The organism is Motilimonas sp. E26 (assembly GCF_021278025.1).
Taxonomy (GTDB): Bacteria; Pseudomonadota; Gammaproteobacteria; order Enterobacterales; family CBDFNC01; genus Motilimonas.
Genome location: NZ_JAIBHJ010000019.1, coordinates 47,074 through 66,903, shown reverse-complemented (window position 1 = coordinate 66,903; position 19,830 = coordinate 47,074). Strand labels below are relative to the sequence as shown.

Sequence of the window (19,830 nt, the reverse complement as noted above, 5' to 3'; positions counted from 1 at the left end):
ATCCTCCCCTCGTCAAATCAGACCGAAATTATTAGATTTAGGGATTTAGGCTTATATGAGCGATCTTGCAAAAGATATTACGCCGGTAAATATCGAAGATGAGTTAAAAACATCTTATCTCGACTATGCCATGAGCGTCATTGTTGGACGTGCACTTCCTGATGTACGCGATGGTTTAAAACCTGTGCATCGACGTGTGTTATTTGCCATGAGTGTACTGGGCAATGACTGGAACAAACCCTATAAAAAGTCTGCCCGTGTGGTAGGTGATGTAATAGGTAAATATCACCCTCACGGTGATACAGCAGTTTACGACACCATTGTTCGTATGGCGCAAGACTTCTCATTGCGTTATATGCTAGTAGACGGCCAAGGTAACTTTGGCTCGGTAGATGGCGACTCCGCTGCGGCGATGCGTTATACCGAAATTCGCATGGACAAAATTTCCCATGAGTTACTGGCCGATTTAGATAAAGAAACCGTGGACTTTGTGCCTAACTATGATGGCACAGAAGAAATACCTGCGGTTCTGCCGACCAAAATACCCAATCTATTAGTCAATGGATCGTCGGGTATTGCGGTGGGTATGGCAACGAATATTCCGCCTCATAACTTGACCGAAGTGATCAATGGTTGTTTAGCACTAATAGAAAACAGCGAGCTGACGGTTGCTGAGTTAATGGAGCATATTCCAGGCCCAGATTTTCCAACTCACGGCATCATTGCCGGCCGTAAAGGCATTGTTGATGCATATAACACCGGTCGCGGTAAATTACGCATTCGTGCCCGCGCCGATATCGAAACCGATGCTAAAACAGGGCGTGAAACCATTATTGTTCACGAACTGCCTTATCAAGTGAACAAAGCGCGCTTGATTGAAAAAATTGCTGAGTTGGTAAAAGAGAAAAAAATCGAAGGTATCAGTGCCATTCGTGATGAGTCCACCCGTATCATTCGTGTGCTAATCGAAGTGAAACGTGGTGATGTGGCTGAAGTGGTATTGAACAACTTGTATGCGCAAACGCAAATGCAAGTGTCTTTTGGTATTAACATGGTGGCCCTAGAAAATGGCAAACCTAAGTTATTTAACCTAAAAGAAACACTAGAAAGCTTTATTCGTCATCGACGTGAAGTGGTGACACGCCGCACTGTATTTGAACTAAGAAAAGCGCGCGATCGTGCGCATATCTTAGAAGGTCTTGCCATTGCCCTTGCTAATATCGACCCGATTATTGAGTTGATTCGTGAGTCTTCTACACCTGCTCAAGCCAAATTGGCATTGCAAGCGCGTGGTTGGGAGCTGGGTAATGTCGCAGCCATGTTAGAAAGTGCGGGTGTTGATGCTGCGCGTCCAGATTGGTTGGAAGAGCAATACGGTATTCGCGAAGACGGTTATTTCTTAACCGAGCAACAGGCTCAAGCAATCCTAGACTTACGTTTACATAAGTTAACGGGCCTCGAGCACGAAAAAATCCTTGATGAATACAAGTCACTACTTGAGCTGATTGCAAGCTTGCTACATATTCTGAACAGCCCTGAGCGTCTAATCGAGGTGATTCGTGAAGAGCTAGAGCTAGTGCGTGAGCAATTTGGCGACGAACGTCGTACTGAAATTACTGCGATGAGCGGTGATATCGATATGGAAGACTTGATCACTGAAGAAGACGTTGTGGTGACCTTGTCGCGTGAGGGCTATGTGAAATATCAGCCTCTCACCGATTACGAAGCTCAGCGTCGTGGTGGTAAAGGTAAGGCTGCCACTAAGATGAAAGATGAAGACTTCATCGAGCGTTTATTGGTCGCTAATACCCACGACACTATCTTATGTTTCTCTAGCCGCGGTAAATTGTACTGGCTGAAAGTCTATCAATTGCCATTGGCTTCACGTGCTGCACGTGGTCGTCCAATTATTAATATTCTGCCACTTGAAGAAAACGAACGAATTACCGCTATCTTGCCAGTGCGCGAATACCAAGATGACAAGTTTATCCTAATGGCGACAGCATCGGGCACAGTGAAAAAGACCGCACTAAGTGCTTACAGCAAACCGCGTAGTTCAGGTTTAATCGCGATTAACCTGAAAGACGACGATGAGCTAATTGGCGTTGCTATTACTCATGGTGACAGTGAAATAATGCTGTTCTCTGATGCCGGTAAAGTAGTTCGCTTTAAAGAGTCAGAAGAAACGCCAGTACTTGATGAAGACGGTAATCCAGTGCTTGACGAACATGGCCAACCTGAAATTAGGTTCCGCGGCGTAAGACCGATGGGCCGTACGGCGACAGGTGTACGTGGTATTAAATTGGCTGATGGTCAAAAAGTGGTATCGTTGATCATTCCAAATGAATCAGGTGATATCTTAACGGTCACCGAAAACGGCTACGGCAAACGCACGCCACAATCTGAATACCCAACCAAAGGTCGTGCGACTCAAGGTGTGGTTTCAATTAAAGTGAGTGAGCGTAATGGTAACGTGGTCGGCGCGGTTCAAGTTGAAGAAACCGAAGACATCATGTTGATCTCGAACAAAGGTACCCTAGTACGTACCCGAGTTGATGAGGTGTCAGTGGTGGGTCGTAATACCCAAGGTGTAACCCTTATTCGTACCAGTGAGGGCGAGCAAGTGGTTGCCTTGCAACGTATTGAAGAAGTAGAAGAAGTTGAACTACTCGATGATACAGAAAACGACAACCCAGAGGCGGTGAATGGGGAGCAAGCGCAGCTGCCACCCGATGAACAGCCAACGGAACAAGAATAATCAGTAACAACCAAAACGAGCGGCTTATGCCGCTCGTTTTATTTTTCGGAAGTAGATAATGACTCAGGTTTATAATTTTTGTGCCGGTCCTGCCATGTTACCCACTGCGGTAATGGAGCAGGCGCAAGGTGAATTTCGTAACTGGAACGATCTTAATGTGTCAGTAATGGAAGTGAGCCATCGCAGTAAAGACTACATTGCATTAGCCAACCAGGCTGAGCAAGATCTTCGGGATTTATTGCAAATCCCAGATAATTATAAAGTGCTATTTTGTCAAGGTGGCGGCCGTGGTCAGTTTGCAGCCGTGCCGTTGAACCTATTTGGCGAGAAGCTAGAAGCAGATTACATTATTACTGGTCAGTGGGCCCAATCAGCCGCTGAAGAAGCGAAAAAGCACGGTAAGATTAACCAAATTGATATTCGTTGCGAAACGGCTCAAGGCCAAGCTTCCCTATTAGATAGCAGTGAGTGGCCACTTAATCCTAATGCTGCTTTTGTTCATTATTGTCCCAATGAGACGATTGAAGGCCTTGAAATCTCAAATATTCCAGATACCGGTGACGTGCCTTTAGTGGCAGACATGAGCTCAACGATTTTGTCGCGTCCTATCGACATCAGCAAATTTGGTGTGGTGTATGCGGGCGCACAAAAAAATATCGGTCCGTCGGGTCTTGCGTTAGTCATAGTGCGTGATGATTTAATTGGCAGATCGCGCCAAGCTATCCCATCGATTTTTGATTACAAAGTATTGGCTGAGTCTGATTCAATGTTCAACACTCCGCCAACTTATAGTTGGTACTTAGCGGGTTTAGTGTTCCAGTGGCTAAAGCAGCAAGGTGGTTTAGCTGCCATGGCTGAGCATAATGAAACGAAAGCAAAACTACTGTATGACTATGTAGATAGCAGTGATTTCTACCAAAACAAGGTTGACCCGCAGTATCGCAGTTGGATGAACGTGCCGTTTCAGTTAGTCGATGAAACGTTCAATGAGCAATTTTTAACGGAATCGGCAGCGCAAGGCTTACTGACGTTGAAAGGCCACCGTATTGTTGGCGGAATGCGTGCCAGCATATATAACGCCATGCCAAAAGCAGGTGTGGAAGCCCTTGTGGCATTTATGGATAAATTTGCCAAGCAGCATAGCTAGGAGCGAACATGAGTTGTGATTTTGTGGCATTAGCCAATACTGGCGTGCAAGGGTTACACCCCTATCAAGCGGGCAAGCCCGTTGATGAATTAGAGCGGGAATTGGGTTTAAGCAATATTGTTAAGCTCGCCTCTAACGAAAACCCTTTGGGCCCAAGTGATGCGGTTAAAGCGGCGATTAGTGCAGAATTAGCAGAGCTAACGCGCTACCCAGACGCAAACGGTTATGACTTGAAAACAGCCTTGGCCAATAAATATCAGATTAACACCAATCAAATTACCTTAGGTAATGGCTCGAATGACGTGCTTGAAATTTTGGCGCGTACCTTTGTCAGTGCACAGCATGAAGTGATTTTTTCGCAGTATGCATTTGTGGTATATCCTCTGGTAACGCAATCTATTGGCGCTAAAGCCGTTGCGGTAGCGGCCAAAGATTGGGGACATGACTTAGACGCCATGGCTAGCGCAATCACTGACAAAACCAAGATGATCTTTATTGCTAACCCAAACAACCCTACGGGCACTTGTTTAAGCTCAGCACAGTTATTGGCATTTTTAGCTAAGGTGCCAAGTCATATTATTGTAGTGTTAGACGAAGCATATTATGAATATACGGATGAGCAAGCTGACAGCGTGGCGTGGCTCAAGCAATACCCTAACTTAGTGATCACCCGCACTTTTTCTAAGGCCTATGGTTTAGCTGCACTGCGCGTGGGCTACGCTATGTCAAATGATGTCATAGCCGATCTACTTAATCGTGTACGTCAGCCATTTAACTGCAATAGCTTGGCAATTGCCGCGGCATGTGCAGCGTTACAAGATAGTGAATATCTGGCCCGTAGTGTGGCATTAAATCAGCAAGGCATGAAGGATTTAGAAAGCTACTTTACGCAGTATGATTTGCCATACATCCCATCAAAAGGTAACTTTATCACTTTTGATACGGGGCGAGATGCCAACCCTGTTTATAACCAATTACTGCAACTGGGTGTGATTGTTCGTCCTATTGGTGGCTATGGCATGCCGAATCATCTTCGCGTCAGTATTGGCACTGAGCAAGAAAATCAAACCTTTAAAACAGCCTTGATCAAAGTGCTCGAACTCGGCAAATAAGTAGGAAATTAATGGAATCTTTAACTCTGAATCCCATCGCCAAAATTGATGGTGAAATAAACCTTCCAGGTTCAAAAAGTGTCTCTAATCGTGCGCTATTATTGGCGGCATTGGCTAAAGGGACAACCACATTAACCAACCTACTCGACAGTGACGATATTCGCCATATGTTAAACGCGCTAAAAGCGCTCGGCGTTAGTTATGAATTGTCAGCAGACAAAACCACTTGTGTGGTAGAAGGGTTAGGCCGTGCTTTTTCAACTCAAGGTGAGATGGAATTGTTTTTAGGTAATGCGGGTACAGCGATGCGCCCTTTGTGTGCTGCTCTTTGTTTAGGTCAAGGCGAATACCTATTAACGGGTGAGCCAAGAATGGAAGAGCGCCCCATTGGCAGCTTGGTTGATTCACTGCGCCAAGCTGGCGCCGATGTTGAATACCTTAAAAATACCGATTATCCGCCACTGCGTATTAAAGGCACGGGTTTAAACGGTGGCCAGATCAAAATTGATGGCTCAGTTTCTAGTCAGTTTTTAACGGCTTTTTTGATGGCGGCACCTTATGCAAAGGCCGATACCGAAATTGAAATTATCGGTGACTTAGTGTCTAAGCCTTACATTGAAATTACCCTGCACATTATGGCGCAGTTTGGTGTGGAAGTAGAAAACCACGACTACCAACGTTTTGTCATTAAAGGTAATCAAACGTATACCGCACCGGGTAAATTTTTGGTGGAAGGTGATGCATCTTCGGCCTCTTATTTTTTAGCAGCCGCTGCGATAAAGGGCGGCACCATAAAAGTGACAGGTATTGGCAAAAAATCGGTACAAGGTGATGTGCAATTTGCTGATGTACTGGAAGCCATGGGGGCGAAAATAGAGTGGGGCGATGATTATATTAAATCATCAGTCGGTGAGCTAACGGCGGTTGATCTAGACATGAACCACATTCCTGATGCGGCCATGACTATCGCGACCACGGCGCTGTTTGCTAAAGGCACGACGGCGATCCGCAACGTTTATAACTGGCGCGTAAAAGAAACCGACCGTTTGGCGGCGATGGCGACCGAGCTGCGTAAAGTCGGTGCAGAGGTAGTTGAAGGGCATGACTTTATTGAAGTCACTCCTCCGGCCAAGCTAACCCATGCCGCGATTGATACCTATGATGACCATCGTATAGCCATGTGTTTCTCGCTGGTGGCATTAAGTGATACGCCGGTGACGATAAATGACCCAGGGTGTACATCGAAAACATTCCCTGACTACTTTGATAAACTCAAACAAGTCAGCCACTAAAACAAAGGAGCCAACCGGCTCCTTTTTTTGTATCTAAAATTAAGTATTTTAGGCATTTACTTGCCGCACTAGTTCAAGGTTGAGTCTAGGATTAAAAGGGAAGGATCTGAAAACCATAAGAAAGTCATATATAGGTATAAGGTAGAAATTATGTCAGAGCCAATGAAAACACTGGGTGAGTTTATTGTTGAAAAACAACTGGATTTTCCAGATGCATCGGGCAGCTTAAGTGCTTTGTTGGGGGCTATTCGGTTAGCCGCTAAAGTTGTCAACCGCGAAATAAACAAGGCAGGCCTTGTCGATATAGTCGGCAGTGCTGGTGGTGAGAATGTGCAAGGAGAAGAGCAACAAAAGCTAGACCTTTATGCTAATGACAAATTTAAGGCAGCAATGGAAGCGCGCGGTGAAGTGTGTGGTGTCGCTTCAGAAGAAGAAGAAGAATTTATAGCGTTTCAAGGCACCAAATCGAAAAACGGCAAATACATTATTTTGATGGACCCGCTCGATGGCTCATCCAATATTGATGTTAATGTGTCAGTTGGCACCATTTTTTCCATTTATAAGCGTATTTCTCCGATTGGCTCTGAAGTGACGCTGGCAGACTTTTTGCAACCTGGTCATAAACAAATTGCCGCAGGGTATGTGATTTATGGCTCGTCGACCATGTTGGTATATACCACTGGTAATGGCGTCCATGGTTTTACTCTTGATCCATCCATTGGCGTATTTTGTCTTTCTCACCAAGATTTAAAAATGCCGACACAAGGCAAGATATATTCTATTAATGAAGGCAACTACATTAAGTTCCCCCTTGGCGTGAAGCGATACCTCAAATACTGCCAAGAGCAGGTGCCCGAAGAAAACCGTCCTTATACCTCTCGCTATATTGGTTCATTAGTTTCAGATTTCCATCGCAACTTATTAAAAGGTGGCATTTATATGTATCCCACCACCGCCAGTGCACCAGCAGGCAAGTTGCGTTTATTGTATGAATGCAACCCTATTGCATTTTTAGCCGAGCAAGCTGGTGGTAAGGCCAGCGATGGGCAGCGCCGGATCATGGATATTGAACCAACAGAGCTACATCAGCGCTCGCCGTACTTTGTTGGCTCGACTGAGATGGTTGAAAAGGTGGAGCAATTTTTATCTGAATGTGATCGTTTTGAAGCGCCTTAATGTCACTATTTCCAATCAATATTGTGCCTAGTAAGGTATGCCCTGTTGCAAGGCGTATTGAATTATATTTTTGAAAAATCAATAAGCCTTCACATAACTTGGTATCTGCCTAGCTGATGTTATCTGGCTTGGGTATAATTGGCCGCGATTTTTTGACAACTAAATAATCAAACACTGAAACTAAGTGTTGTGGAGGCGTTATATGGTGGCGAAGGCCCCAGTAATTACAATTGATGGTCCAAGTGGCTCGGGTAAAGGTACCCTTTGCCAGAAATTGGCAGAAAAATTCAATTGGCATTTATTAGACAGTGGCGCAATTTATCGTGTGTTGGCGTTAGCCGCACTGCATCATAATGTTGAATTAGAAAATGAAGACGCAGTTTCCTTATTGGCGGGGCATTTAGATGTTGTATTTAAACCGACAGTGGACGGCGTACGAGTATTTTTAGAAGGAGAAGACGTCAGTCGCGATCTTCGCACTGAAGAAACCGGAAATGCGGCTTCTAAAGTAGCAGCGTTTCCACGGGTACGTGAAGCATTGTTACGTCGTCAGCGCAGTTTCCGTGAAGCGCCTGGTTTAATTGCTGATGGTCGTGATATGGGTACAGTGGTTTTCACTGATGCGCCAGTAAAAATCTTTTTAGATGCCAGTGCCGCAGCACGGGCTGAGCGACGCTATAAGCAATTGCAAGTCAAGGGCTTTGATGTTAATATCGCGCATCTTTTGGCCGAGATTGAAGAGCGAGATCACAGAGACAGAAATCGACCTGTGGCGCCTTTAAAACCGGCTGATGATGCATTGGTCATCGATTCAACAGAACTTGATATTAATCAGGTAGTTGAAATGGTCGTTGACTATGTAAATGAAAAATTGAATCTCAACAAGGAATAATTCGTAGAATAATTCTCAGAATAATCCTTGTCGTTAATGTTTGTTCTAAGGATGGAATGAACTTTGTACAGCAACCCCACTCGCGATGGATCATGAGTGGTTGTCATTAACTAAAAAGTGTCTAATAACATGACTGAATCTTTTGCTCAACTCTTTGAAGAGTCTCTAAACGAAATCGAAACGCGCCCTGGTGCGATCATCAAAGGTACAATCGTTGCTATCGAAAACGGTATCGTACTTGTAGATGCAGGTCTTAAATCAGAATCTCCTATCTCTATTGACCAGTTCAAAAATGCTGCTGGTGAATTAGAAGTTAGCGTAGGTGATGAAGTTGACGTTGCGCTTGATGCAACTGATGACGGTTTCGGTGAAACTCAGCTATCTCGTGAAAAAGCTAAGCGCCATGAAGCTTGGATCGTTCTTGAGAAAGCTTACGAAGAGCAAGAAACTGTTATTGGTGTTATCAATGGTAAAGTTAAAGGCGGTTTCACTGTTGAATTAAACGGTATCCGTGCTTTCCTACCTGGTTCTCTAGTAGACGTGCGCCCAGTTCGCGACACTGCTCACCTAGAGTACAAAGACCTAGAATTCAAAGTTATCAAGCTAGACCAAAAACGCAACAACGTTGTTGTTTCTCGTCGTGCTGTTATCGAAACTGAAAACAGTGCAGAGCGTGATGAACTACTTGAAAACCTACAAGAAGGTCAAGCTGTTAAAGGTATCGTTAAGAACCTTACTGACTACGGCGCATTCGTTGATCTTGGCGGTGTTGACGGTCTACTACACATCACTGACATGGCTTGGAAACGCGTTAAGCACCCAAGTGAAATCGTTAACGTAGGTGATGAAATCAACGTTAAAGTACTTAAGTTCGATCGTGAGCGTACTCGTGTATCACTAGGTCTTAAGCAACTAGGCGAAGATCCATGGGTAGCAATTGCTAACCGTTACCCAGAAAGCACTAAGCTGACTGGTCGTGTAACTAACCTAACTGATTACGGCTGTTTCGTTGAAATCGAAGAAGGCGTTGAAGGTCTAGTACACGTAAGCGAAATGGATTGGACTAACAAAAACATCCACCCATCTAAAGTTGTTAACGTGGGTGACAGCGTTGAAGTTATGGTTCTTGATATCGACGAAGAACGTCGTCGTATCTCTCTAGGTCTTAAGCAATGTATTGCTAACCCTTGGGAATCTTTCTCTAGCACTCACAACAAAGGTGATCGTGTTAGCGGTAAGATCAAGTCTATCACTGATTTCGGTATCTTCATCGGTCTTGACGGTGGTATCGACGGTCTTGTACATCTTTCTGACATCAGCTGGAATGTTGCTGGTGAAGAAGCCGTTCGCGACTTCAAGAAAGGCGACGAAATCGAAGCTGTGGTACTACAAGTTGACCCAGAGCGCGAGCGCATCAGCCTAGGCGTTAAGCAAATCGCTGAAGATCCGTTCAACAACTACATCGCTGACAAGAAAAAAGGCGCTGTAATTGTAGGTAAAGTAATCGAAGTTGACGCTAAAGGCGCTAAACTAGAACTTGCTGAAGGCGTTGAAGGTTACATCCGCGTAGCTGACATTTCTCGTGACCGTGTTGAAGACGCAACAACTGTTGTTTCTGTAGGCGATGATCTAGAGTCTAAGTTTGTTGGTGTTGACCGTAAGAACCGCATCGTAAGCTTATCTGTACGTGCTAAAGATGAAGCTGAAGAGAAAGCAGCTATCGAAGGCCTAAACAGCAAGCAGCAAGACGAAGGCGCATTCAGCAACGCAATGGCTGAAGCTTTCAAAGCGGCTAAAAACGACTAATAATTATAAATAAAGGGTAAAAATTTATACCCTTATATTTGTAAACTGGGCTACTTAGAGTAAACTAAAAAATAGTTACTGAATAAGTAGTTACAGAGTCAGAAGAGGGGCTTTGCCCCTCTTATTTGTTTCTGCAGTAGCACAAACAGTTTTTAACCCTATGGGAGCACCTATGACAAAGTCAGATCTCATTGAACGACTCACCAGCAGACATTTACAATTATCAGCTAAAGAAGTTGAGCTAGCGATTAAAGAAATCCTAGAGCAAATGACTGAAACTCTCGCCTCCGGCGATCGCATTGAGATCCGAGGGTTTGGTAGTTTTTCATTACATTATCGCGCACCTCGTGTCGGTCGCAATCCTAAAACCGGTGAAAAAGTTGAATTGGATGGCAAGTATGTGCCTCACTTCAAACCTGGCAAGGAATTAAGAGAGCGTGTAAACCTAAGTCTTGGATCTTAGTTGCGATATTTAAAAACGGCCTTGTGCCGTTTTTTATTGCCTGACAATTAGGATAGAAACCTGATTTGGTGTAATCTATGCCGAATTATGTATCTCTCTGTGTTTATGGGCATTTTGGAGGCCAAGTGAAAGCTGTTATTACTTTTATTTCTCTCGCAATTCTATTCGCGATAGCTATCTTTGTTGGTTTAAAAAATGACACGCTAGTGACATTCAACTATTTAATTGCCCAATCAGATGTCAGGTTGTCAGTTTTAATTGCGATTACCTTTGGCATTGCTTTTACTTTAGGCGCTGCGATCAGTAGCTTGTTATACCTAAAGCTTAAAATCAGCAACAAACGCTTAACCAAAAAAGTTACCCGTCAAACAGAAGAGCTCGCACATTTAAGGAAGCTTCCGTTAAAGGATTAATCCCGAATGCTTGAGCTGTTATTTTTGCTGTTACCCATAGCTGCCGGCTATGGCTGGTATATGGGTCGACGTGGGCTACATCAAAACCAACAGCAAAGTTCTAATAAATTAAGCCGTGACTATGTTACTGGCCTTAACTTTTTATTGAGTGACCAGCCTGATAAAGCCGTCGATTTATTTATTGAACTATTGGAAGTTGATAGTGAGACTATTGAAACCCATTTAGCGTTAGGTAATTTATTTCGCCAGCGCGGTGAAGTAGACAGAGCTATTCGTATCCACCAAAATCTGATTGCGCGCCCCTCTCTCACTGCCGAACAAAAACATTTAGCCATGTCACAGTTGGCGAAGGATTATAGTGCCGCGGGGTTAATTGATCGCAGTGAAGCATTGTTTTTACAGCTGGTGGTTGAGCCTGATTACAAAATTCAAGCACTGCAGCAATTATTACTGATTTATCAACAAACCAAAGAATGGCTCAAAGCCATTAAAGTGGCCCAGCAATTACAAAAAAGCCAAGTTAAAACAGCCGTGCGGGATATTGCGCATTTTCATTGTGAATTGGCCAATGAAGCCCATTTAGCGGGTGAAATAAAGGCCGCAATGTCGGAACTGAAAAAAGCGTTGCAAGTAGATAAACGTTGCGTTCGCGCCAGTATTGGCTTGGCCGATCTGATGATAGAGCAAGCCGATCACAAGCAAGCGCTAAAGTACCTTGCCATGGTGGTTGAACAAGATATCGACTTTGTCAGTGAAACCTTGCCACGTCTTGAAGTGTGCTTTCGCCAGGCTCACGATCCACAAGGGATGATTAGCTGGCTTGATAATGCATGGAATAAAGGGGCTGGCGCATCTGTAGGCTTAAAAATCGCTGACTATATTGCACAAAAGCAAGGTATTGAAAGTGGTGAAGCCGCAGTAGCGAAACAATTGGTTAAAAACCCAACCATGAAGGGCTTTTATCAGCTAATGGTTTATCACCTCGAGTTAGCTGAAGAGGGGAGAGCTAAAACCAGCTTAGACAGTTTAAGAAAACTGGTGCTAGAACAGTTAAAGATGAGCCCGAATTGTCGCTGTCGAAAATGTGGCTTTGCCACTAAATCAATTTTTTGGCAGTGCCCCTCATGTAAGAGCTGGGGCTCAGTAAAACCGATACGCGGATTAGATGGAGAATAAAATGAATACCAACCTTGTTGCCGATCCTAAAGTTGTGGTGGCGCTTGATTATGCCGACCAAAAGGCAGCGCTTAGTTTTATTGATCAAATAGATCCGGCTAGCTGTCGTTTAAAAGTTGGCAAAGAAATGTTTACCCATTTTGGGCCTAGTTTCGTCAAACAAATTGTCGATAGAAAATTTGATTTGTTTTTGGATCTTAAGTTTCATGACATCCCTAACACGGTAGCTAAGGCGGTTGCAGCATCTGCTGATTTAGGTGTTTGGATGGTTAATGTACATGCCAGTGGTGGTCGTCGCATGATGGAAGCTGCCAAGGCATCTTTAGACAGCTATGGTAAAGATGCTCCGCTGTTGATTGCGGTGACGGTGCTTACTAGCATGGAAGCGCAGGATTTAGCGGAAGTGGGGATTAATGTATCACCGCATGAGCACGTACAACGTTTAGCCAAACTCACTCAAGATTCTGGCCTAGACGGTGTTGTGTGTTCGGCGCAAGAAGCCAGCATGCTAAGCCAATCTCTTGGTAAAGAATTTAAGCTTGTCACTCCCGGTATTCGACCTGTTGGCAGTGATGCTGGCGACCAACGTCGTATTATGACGCCAGCAGAAGCGATTCAAGTAGGCTCGCATTACTTAGTTATTGGCCGTCCAATTACCCAAGCAGCAAATCCTGCTCAAGTGTTGGCAGAAATCAATCAAAGCTTAATGGTGTAATGCGACAAGGTCATTAGCCCTTTGCAGTGGCGAGGGCTAATGCTTTGATTTTTTGTGTTTAAATTGAAACGTAAAAAAGCCGATTAAATAACAACACAATCCTATTATGGCGCCATATAAATGGGCATCGACCATGACATTGGCCTCAATTAAGTTGGCCATCATGGTTGGCTCTGAGCCAAATTGCTCAAATGCTAACTTGCCGATTAGACCAAACAGCAACGGCCAAGCCAATGACACTTTCTGCGCGATGTCTTTACAAACGCCATAACTAAATAGGCCGTGCAGTGTGCCGGATAAGCCGACATACCAAATAACGTCAGGATTAAATAGCCACAAGCTAAGGCCTACTAAACTACTAATAATGATGATTAGCGTGGATAAGCGCAGCCAAGGTAAGTGAGGCTTAAATAGTTGCCAAATCACAATGAGCCCAGCGCTATTGATAGCGAAATGGTAACTGTTAGTATGGCAAAACGAGGCGGTTAAAAAGCGCCATGCTTGCCAAGGTAGCTCGGGCCTTGAGTAAATCAACCACAGTTGAGCCCATGTTTGATTCAGCATGATCATCGCCATGGTAAAGATTAGAATAACGATGAATAAAAAAGTGGACCTCATCTGTCTGAGCGCTCCAAGAAAGAGGAAAAAGCATGTCGACTCGGCCATGGTGCACGCGTTGCAATAAGGCTCAAGTAGCTTGTATTTGTCATATGATCACTGAGATAGACAATCAATACAAACTGATCATTCTACAGCATCCCAGTGAAGCAAATAAAGCCATCGGTACGGCGCGAATATTATCGCTAAGTTTGAAGCGCTGCGAGCTTGTTTGCGCTGAAACCTTACCTGTCGGGTTCATCGAAGCTGCCCCCACCTATTTACTTTATCCCAGTGAGCAAAACACAACTCAGGCAGGTGACACGTGTATCCCAGCGAACAGTCAATTTGTATTACTTGATGGCAGTTGGAAAAAAGCCTTTCGTTTACTGCAAACCAATCCTAGTTTGCAAAGCTTGCCTCGTGTGGCAATAGATGTAAAACAGCAAACACAGTATAAGATACGCAAGTCATCTAAACAGCAAGGCGTGTCGAGTGTTGAAGCGGGGTATTATTTATTAAGTCAATTGGAAGGTAACGAAGCTAAATATCAACCGTTACTGGCGGTGTTTCAAGAAATGATCGATTTTCAGCTCAAGCAAATGCCGCCCAGTGTTGTCACAAAGCATTACGGTAAATAGCCTGAATTTGAGATAAGAAACAGTACGCTTTGTGCTTCTATCGCTGAACACGAAATGTTGCCGTAAAACAAACTTTACTTGGCAGCGCGAATCTTAAAGAGTACTGAAGTTAAATGGCCAATAAAAGTAACGAGAGGCATCTATTAGCCCCTCCCTTAGCACTTACTCGTAACTTAGTGGGTCAGTCATGCCATTGGCAGCAAAGGCGCCTAAGCGCTCTTTACACGCGCCACATTTACCGCATGCTTGCTCGCGACCATTGTAACAAGTCCAAGTGTATTGATAATCTAACCCCATATTGATGCCGTCACTTAAAATAGCTTCTTTCGAAGCGGTAAGATAGGGAGTCACTATTTCCACAGCTTCATAATTAGCGATTGCTGCCACATCATTCATTCGGCGCACAAATTCAGGTCGACAATCTGGATAAATATCGTGATCGCCGCCGTGAGCGCCATACATTACTTGCTCGGCTTGGATTGAAACGGCATAACCAATGGCCAGAGAGAGTAAGATCATATTACGGTTAGGTACTACCGTTGATGACATATTTTCAGGATCGTAATCGCCTTCTGGAATATCGATATCTGAGGTGAGAGATGAACCACCAATAAGCTGATTGATGGCAGAGATATCGACAATTTTGTGATTTATATTGTTGTTTTGACAAAACTGACTGGCAACATCAACTTCTTTAACGTGACGTTGGCCGTAATTAAAAGTAAGGGCATAAACGTCATAGCCTTGCCTGATAGCTTTGTTTAATACAGTAAAAGAGTCCATGCCACCGGAGTAAATCACCACTACTTTTTTGCTCATAAGTCTTGAGTTTCGCTTATTATTCACATATAACAGCCGATTTTACGCAAAACAGGTGTATAAACCAATGGCTCAGCGCTACCCAATCAACGAAATATTTCAAACTATCCAAGGGGAAGGTTTATTCACTGGCGTACCCGCTATTTTTGTTCGCTTACAGGGTTGTGATGTCGGCTGCCCTTGGTGCGATACTCAGCACACTTGGACGGTTTCACCAGACCAAGAGACAAATCTGCACCAAATAACAGACAAAAGCGACACTTCAGCGGCTTGGGCGAATGTCACTACCGCAGAAATACTCAATGAATTTGTCCGTTTAGGTTATCAAGCTAATCATGTGGTGATCACTGGCGGTGAGCCTTGTATGTATGATTTGCGCGAGCTCACTCAAGCATTGGCAATGCAGGGCTATAAAAGCCAAATTGAAACCAGCGGCACCTATGAAGTATTAGTGGATGACGCGGCATTTGTAACAGTATCGCCAAAAGTAAAAATGAAAGGGGGGTTAGTGGTACGCCCTGACGCACTATTACGTGCTAATGAAATAAAGCACCCTGTGGCTACCGAGAAAGATATCGATGCCCTTGATGCGCTGTTAGCGCAGTGTAGCTGGACCATACCACCTCAGATTTGTTTGCAGCCCATTAGCCAAAAACCAAGAGCAACCCAACTCGCCATGGAAACGTGTATCGCGCGTAATTGGCGCCTATCTATTCAAACTCATAAGTACTTAGGTATCGATTAATTATGGACCAAGCACATATTGCACAAATGAAAGCCGCATTAGAGCAAGTGATGCCTTTTGGTAAATATAAAGGCCTACGGCTAATTGATTTACCTGAGCCTTATCTGGTTTGGTTTTCTCAGCAAGGTTTCCCTGAAGGGCTACTAGGTCAGCAATTGGCTTTAGCTTATGAAGTCAAACTTAATGGGTTAGAAACCATACTAAAACCATTATTAAAGCGCTAATTTCTCTTTAATTAGTCTATTGCTACACTTCAACTCAGCGCTGTAATATAATCAATTTATTATAAATACTTTGTTTTAACCAATACTCAATGGAGATGAAAGTGAGCATTTTAATTACGGGCGGTGCCGGCTATATAGGTAGTCATACTCTAGTAGAACTATTAGCGGCGGACTATGACGTAGTAGTAATTGATAATTTGTGCAATTCTAATGTGGAATCATTGGCTCGTGTTGAAACAATAACGGGTAAAAAAATACCCTTTTTTGAAATGGACATTCGAGACAAAGGGGCACTTGATCGTTTATTCAGTCAGCATGATTTCGACAGTGTTATTCATTTTGCAGGTTTAAAAGCAGTAGGTGAGTCGACACAAATACCACTGACTTATTACGATAATAATATTTCAGGTACGGTGACTTTATGCGAAGTGATGGCAAAGCATAATGTCAAAAACATCGTTTTTAGCTCGTCTGCCACCGTATATGGCGATCCTGCTACTGTGCCGATTACAGAAGATTTTCCAACGTCAGCAACCAATGCTTATGGTCGCAGTAAATTATTTATTGAAGAAATATTGGCAGATTTATATCGTAGCGATAATTCATGGAACGTAATTAATTTACGTTACTTTAATCCAGTGGGTGCGCATGTAAGCGGTACTATAGGCGAGGACCCCAATGGTATTCCAAACAACCTAACCCCGTATATTTCGCAAGTGGCAGTTGGCAAATTAAAGCAAGTTAATGTCTTTGGTGACGATTATGATACGCCAGACGGTACCGGTGTGCGTGATTATATTCATGTCGTGGATTTAGCTAAAGGCCATGTAAAAGCTGTTGAAAAATTAGCGCAAAACCCTGGATTGGCGACATATAATTTAGGCACTGGTCGCGGCTATTCGGTGCTTGAAATGATTGAAGCGTTTGCTGCAGCATCAGACAGAACCATCCCCTATCAAATTGCACCTCGTCGCCCAGGTGATATCGCACAATGTTACGCAGACCCCGCTTTTGCTAAACAAGAGTTGAACTGGCAGGCAGAAAAAACAATTGAAGACATGACCGCAGATGGTTGGCGTTGGCAGTCAAATAACCCGCAGGGTTACAAGGAGAAATAACCCGTAGGGTTACAGGGAAAAAACCACATATAAAATGACAATAAAAAAGGCCGGAAACGGCCTTTTTTATATTCGCAACGCGATGAAAAGACTTAATACAAACTATATTAGAAAATCTTCTAAGCGTTTACCTTCGTCTAATGCTCGTTGTATGGCTTTAGGTTTACGACCTTGACCCGTCCATTTTTGAGTTTGGCCTTCATCATCTACATATTGATATTTAGGTGGACGAGGTTCACGTTTTTTTGTTTCAGTGGTGATTGCGCCTAATAATTCAGCAGGGTCAATGCCATCGGCTTTAAGCATTTCTTTATATTCTTCGAGCTTCCGAAGCTTATCTTCGTTTGCTGCGCGAATTGCTTCTTCTTCAGCTCTGCGATCTTCAACAATTTTGCTGAATTTAGTGAGTGATTCTTCTAATTGTTCTAGGGTTAGTTCTTTTGCAGCGGCTTTTAAGCTGCGAGCATTTAACAGTGCTTTAATTATATCGCTCATTTTTATTACCATCGTTTGGATTAGTGAGAGAGAGATACAATATAGACTTATTTTTTTAATATTTCTAGTCTGAATTAGTTTCTAAATTAACTTAAAACTATTGATTAGAAAGTATTAATTTAATACTGAAGCACCATTGTATTTATTTGATTTCTTTTACCCATCTATTCAACAGGGGAAAACCATGAATAAAAATTAATCTTTTCCATGAAATGTCCTAGATGAACCACCGTAGGGCTGATATTCGTCTAATCATTTTTTCACTTATTGTTTGAAAAATGTTTGCAATCTCGCTCTGATGTATTCGAGGGTTGATTTGCATTTGTTAACTTTATGTTAATTTCTATTTGGCTCAATGGTGGTATTTGGGTGTCATTTAAATCTGAATATTTGACTGTAAGCTTTATTTTTGGCTATTCATTTGTTATTTTCTGGTGCTTAATCGTAGAGGAGCGCTATAAATTAGTATTTTCAGTTAGGGTGATGCCTTCGAGCTGGAAAGAAAGGTTATAGCGCCGAAATCGAGCCGTTTATCAAACGACTCGGTTGGGGTTGTATTGAATAAGTACAACACTGTCATAGTTAATCACTATGGGGAGCTACCGCATGACTTGTTTTGCTTATTCCCCATTACAAAAAAAGAAAACAAATGGAATTAATAAGCTTATCTCACTCCGCGCTTTCGCTCTTGCCTCCTGTTGTTGCGGTGTTACTCGCGATCATTACTCGACGAGTTTTATTATCATTAGGGCTAGGCGTATTACTTGGCTCTTTTTTAGTCGCAGATAGCAACCTTCTTTTAGCTTTTGAATACTTGTTTAAAACGGTCTTATCATTGTTCTGGCAAGAAGGTGAAATAAATAAATGGAATGTCGATATAATCGTATTTCTGATCTTGTTGGGCATGATGACCAGCTTAATGACTATTTCAGGTGCAACTAAGGCCTTCGCTTCCTGGGCTACAACGCGAATAAAGAACCCGCGTGGAGCAAAAATACTCACGGTGCTTTTAGGTATTTTTATTTTTATTGATGATTATTTTAATAGTCTAGCGGTGGGAAGCATTGCGCGGCCTGTTACCGACCAATATAAAATATCTCGCGCTAAACTTGCCTATTTACTTGATTCAACAGCCGCACCTATGTGTGTCATTATGCCAATTTCTAGTTGGGGCGCATATATTATTGCCATTATCGGCGGTATTTTAGTAACTCATAACTTAACCGATTTGAGCCCACTAATGGTGTTTATTGAAATGGCGCCGATGAACTTTTATGCGGTGTTTGCGTTATTACTCGTACTATTAACGGCTTGGTTTAAATTAGATATTGGCGTAATGAAAAGCCACGAAGAAGCTGCGCAAAATGGCCAATTATTTAACCCTAAGTCGGGTGTGCCAGCAGGCCAAATAATCCCTCCCGCACAAGTTAATCAGGCACAAGTAAAGGATTTATTGATTCCTATTCTAAGCTTGATTATTGCCACTGTATTTTCAATTATATATTTGGGCGCACAAGCAACTGAAGGGCCATTTAATCTCATTTTGGCTTTTGCAAATACCGATGCAACAGGGGCATTGGTTTATGGTGGACTAATTGGACTACTTGTCACCATAGCCATGGTGCTGCGTGGTCGTATTCAATCTAAAGACTTTTTTGTCTCTCTTTGGCACGGCGCTCGTTCTATGTTTCCCGCCATTGTTATTTTGCTATTTGCTTGGTCTATGGCCAGTGTAATCAGCCAGTTAGAAACGGGTAAGTATTTATCTAGTTTAGTGGATGGTAGTATTCATACGGCTTTTTTACCTGCGATCTTATTTGTTCTCGCTGGGTTTATGGCGTTTGCCACGGGCACGAGCTGGGGCACGTTTGGCATCATGTTACCCATTGCTGCCGATTTAGCCATGGGAACAAACGCAACATTACTTTTACCTATGATGGCCAGTGTTTTAGCGGGTGCGGTGTTTGGCGATCATTGTTCACCTATTTCTGATACCACTATTTTGTCTTCAACGGGCGCAAGTTGTCATCATATTGATCATGTTGTGACACAGCTTCCTTACGCTCTGTTGGTGGCGGGAGTCACACTAATCGGATATATGGTACTTGGCTTTAGCGGCTCAGTATTAGCAGGTTTATGTGCGGCGCTATTGTGTTTTGCGATAGTGGTTGGTTTATATGTCTATAAAGAAAAGGTGTCCAGTCCAAAAGAGGTGATGGCCGCTTCTTAATAACGATATTT

The 19,830-nt window shown here is 43.3% G+C and carries 19 protein-coding genes and 1 riboswitch; of the genes, 16 read left to right on the top strand and 3 right to left on the bottom strand.

Features of this window, described 5'->3' with window-relative positions:
• Positions 1–55: 55 nt before the first annotated feature.
• The 11 genes from gyrA to pyrF all read left to right on the top strand — a co-directional run bounded on the left by gyrA (position 56) and on the right by pyrF (position 12,950).
• Entirely contained in the window at positions 56–2,758 is a 2,703-nt protein-coding gene (gene gyrA, locus K1M91_RS15330) for a DNA topoisomerase (ATP-hydrolyzing) subunit A (RefSeq protein ID WP_232802992.1), read from the top strand.
• A 58-nt stretch (positions 2,759–2,816) separates the two neighbouring features.
• Positions 2,817–3,905 (top strand): 3-phosphoserine/phosphohydroxythreonine transaminase, encoded by a 1,089-nt coding sequence (gene serC / locus K1M91_RS15325; protein WP_232802990.1) that lies wholly within the window; start codon positions 2,817–2,819, stop codon positions 3,903–3,905.
• A gap of 8 nt (positions 3,906–3,913) precedes the next feature.
• Positions 3,914–5,017 carry a histidinol-phosphate transaminase gene (hisC, locus tag K1M91_RS15320; protein WP_232802989.1) on the top strand — a complete coding sequence of 368 codons (1,104 nt, stop codon included), beginning with the start codon at positions 3,914–3,916 and terminating at the stop codon, positions 5,015–5,017.
• Positions 5,018–5,028: 11 nt separating this feature from the next.
• The gene (gene aroA / locus K1M91_RS15315; protein WP_232802988.1) at positions 5,029–6,309 is read left to right on the top strand and encodes a 3-phosphoshikimate 1-carboxyvinyltransferase; all 1,281 of its coding nucleotides are present in this window, start codon (positions 5,029–5,031) and stop codon (positions 6,307–6,309) included.
• Between the two features lie 162 nt (positions 6,310–6,471).
• Positions 6,472–7,485: a class 1 fructose-bisphosphatase gene (fbp, locus tag K1M91_RS15310; RefSeq protein ID WP_232803019.1), complete on the top strand. Its 1,014-nt coding sequence runs from the start codon at positions 6,472–6,474 to the stop codon at positions 7,483–7,485.
• A gap of 202 nt (positions 7,486–7,687) precedes the next feature.
• Positions 7,688–8,377 (top strand): (d)CMP kinase, encoded by a 690-nt coding sequence (gene cmk, locus K1M91_RS15305; protein WP_232802987.1) that lies wholly within the window; start codon positions 7,688–7,690, stop codon positions 8,375–8,377.
• Between the two features lie 129 nt (positions 8,378–8,506).
• On the top strand, positions 8,507–10,183 hold the full coding sequence (rpsA, locus tag K1M91_RS15300) for a 30S ribosomal protein S1 (protein ID WP_232802978.1): 1,677 nt from the start codon (positions 8,507–8,509) through the stop codon (positions 10,181–10,183).
• 172 nt (positions 10,184–10,355) lie between these two features.
• Entirely contained in the window at positions 10,356–10,646 is a 291-nt protein-coding gene (gene ihfB / locus K1M91_RS15295; RefSeq protein ID WP_232802976.1) for an integration host factor subunit beta, read from the top strand.
• 125 nt (positions 10,647–10,771) lie between these two features.
• A complete protein-coding gene (locus K1M91_RS15290; protein WP_232802975.1) occupies positions 10,772–11,059 on the top strand; it encodes a lipopolysaccharide assembly protein LapA domain-containing protein in 288 nt (95 codons plus the stop codon).
• A gap of 6 nt (positions 11,060–11,065) precedes the next feature.
• A complete protein-coding gene (gene lapB, locus K1M91_RS15285; RefSeq protein WP_232802972.1) occupies positions 11,066–12,235 on the top strand; it encodes a lipopolysaccharide assembly protein LapB in 1,170 nt (389 codons plus the stop codon).
• Position 12,236: 1 nt separating this feature from the next.
• Positions 12,237–12,950: an orotidine-5'-phosphate decarboxylase gene (pyrF, locus tag K1M91_RS15280; RefSeq protein ID WP_232802970.1), complete on the top strand. Its 714-nt coding sequence runs from the start codon at positions 12,237–12,239 to the stop codon at positions 12,948–12,950.
• A 36-nt stretch (positions 12,951–12,986) separates the two neighbouring features.
• On the opposite strand, the gene rrtA is transcribed toward pyrF, so the two are convergent.
• Positions 12,987–13,568 (bottom strand): rhombosortase, encoded by a 582-nt coding sequence (gene rrtA, locus K1M91_RS15275; RefSeq protein ID WP_232802968.1) that lies wholly within the window; start codon positions 13,566–13,568, stop codon positions 12,987–12,989.
• A gap of 32 nt (positions 13,569–13,600) precedes the next feature.
• On the opposite strand from rrtA, the gene K1M91_RS15270 reads away from it, so the two are divergent.
• Positions 13,601–14,188, top strand: a complete 588-nt coding sequence (locus K1M91_RS15270) for a tRNA-uridine aminocarboxypropyltransferase (RefSeq protein WP_232802963.1) — start codon at positions 13,601–13,603, stop codon at positions 14,186–14,188.
• 162 nt (positions 14,189–14,350) lie between these two features.
• On the opposite strand, the gene queC is transcribed toward K1M91_RS15270, so the two are convergent.
• Complete coding sequence (queC, locus tag K1M91_RS15265) at positions 14,351–15,007, bottom strand: 7-cyano-7-deazaguanine synthase QueC (protein WP_232802961.1); 657 nt, start codon at positions 15,005–15,007, stop codon at positions 14,351–14,353.
• Positions 15,008–15,074: 67 nt separating this feature from the next.
• Here queC and queE point away from each other — a divergent pair, with 67 nt between their 5' ends.
• From queE to galE, 3 genes are all read left to right on the top strand, one after another.
• On the top strand, positions 15,075–15,752 hold the full coding sequence (gene queE / locus K1M91_RS15260) for a 7-carboxy-7-deazaguanine synthase QueE (RefSeq protein ID WP_232802959.1): 678 nt from the start codon (positions 15,075–15,077) through the stop codon (positions 15,750–15,752).
• 2 nt (positions 15,753–15,754) lie between these two features.
• Positions 15,755–15,976, top strand: coding sequence for a DUF3820 family protein (locus tag K1M91_RS15255; protein WP_232802956.1), 222 nt, complete (start codon positions 15,755–15,757; stop codon positions 15,974–15,976).
• Between the two features lie 101 nt (positions 15,977–16,077).
• Positions 16,078–17,094 carry a UDP-glucose 4-epimerase GalE gene (gene galE / locus K1M91_RS15250; protein ID WP_232802954.1) on the top strand — a complete coding sequence of 339 codons (1,017 nt, stop codon included), beginning with the start codon at positions 16,078–16,080 and terminating at the stop codon, positions 17,092–17,094.
• Between the two features lie 102 nt (positions 17,095–17,196).
• Here the strand turns inward: galE and K1M91_RS15245 are convergent, their stop codons facing one another.
• Complete coding sequence (locus K1M91_RS15245; RefSeq protein ID WP_232802952.1) at positions 17,197–17,589, bottom strand: H-NS family nucleoid-associated regulatory protein; 393 nt, start codon at positions 17,587–17,589, stop codon at positions 17,197–17,199.
• A gap of 437 nt (positions 17,590–18,026) precedes the next feature.
• A riboswitch (Lysine riboswitch) is annotated at positions 18,027–18,199 on the top strand.
• Positions 18,200–18,238: 39 nt separating this feature from the next.
• Here K1M91_RS15245 and K1M91_RS15240 point away from each other — a divergent pair.
• Complete coding sequence (locus tag K1M91_RS15240) at positions 18,239–19,819, top strand: Na+/H+ antiporter NhaC family protein (protein WP_232802950.1); 1,581 nt, start codon at positions 18,239–18,241, stop codon at positions 19,817–19,819.
• Positions 19,820–19,830: the final 11 nt, after the last annotated feature.

Coding starts and splice junctions, on each gene's coding strand:
- gyrA (WP_232802992.1), top strand. CDS start 56: ATGAGCGATCTTGCAAAAGATATTACGCCGGTAAATATCGAAGATGAG.
- serC (WP_232802990.1), top strand. CDS start 2,817: ATGACTCAGGTTTATAATTTTTGTGCCGGTCCTGCCATGTTACCCACT.
- hisC (WP_232802989.1), top strand. CDS start 3,914: ATGAGTTGTGATTTTGTGGCATTAGCCAATACTGGCGTGCAAGGGTTA.
- aroA (WP_232802988.1), top strand. CDS start 5,029: ATGGAATCTTTAACTCTGAATCCCATCGCCAAAATTGATGGTGAAATA.
- fbp (WP_232803019.1), top strand. CDS start 6,472: ATGAAAACACTGGGTGAGTTTATTGTTGAAAAACAACTGGATTTTCCA.
- cmk (WP_232802987.1), top strand. CDS start 7,688: ATGGTGGCGAAGGCCCCAGTAATTACAATTGATGGTCCAAGTGGCTCG.
- rpsA (WP_232802978.1), top strand. CDS start 8,507: ATGACTGAATCTTTTGCTCAACTCTTTGAAGAGTCTCTAAACGAAATC.
- ihfB (WP_232802976.1), top strand. CDS start 10,356: ATGACAAAGTCAGATCTCATTGAACGACTCACCAGCAGACATTTACAA.
- lapB (WP_232802972.1), top strand. CDS start 11,066: ATGCTTGAGCTGTTATTTTTGCTGTTACCCATAGCTGCCGGCTATGGC.
- pyrF (WP_232802970.1), top strand. CDS start 12,237: ATGAATACCAACCTTGTTGCCGATCCTAAAGTTGTGGTGGCGCTTGAT.
- rrtA (WP_232802968.1), bottom strand. CDS start 13,568: ATGAGGTCCACTTTTTTATTCATCGTTATTCTAATCTTTACCATGGCG.
- K1M91_RS15270 (WP_232802963.1), top strand. CDS start 13,601: ATGTCGACTCGGCCATGGTGCACGCGTTGCAATAAGGCTCAAGTAGCT.
- queC (WP_232802961.1), bottom strand. CDS start 15,007: ATGAGCAAAAAAGTAGTGGTGATTTACTCCGGTGGCATGGACTCTTTT.
- queE (WP_232802959.1), top strand. CDS start 15,075: ATGGCTCAGCGCTACCCAATCAACGAAATATTTCAAACTATCCAAGGG.
- K1M91_RS15255 (WP_232802956.1), top strand. CDS start 15,755: ATGGACCAAGCACATATTGCACAAATGAAAGCCGCATTAGAGCAAGTG.
- K1M91_RS15245 (WP_232802952.1), bottom strand. CDS start 17,589: ATGAGCGATATAATTAAAGCACTGTTAAATGCTCGCAGCTTAAAAGCC.
- K1M91_RS15240 (WP_232802950.1), top strand. CDS start 18,239: ATGGAATTAATAAGCTTATCTCACTCCGCGCTTTCGCTCTTGCCTCCT.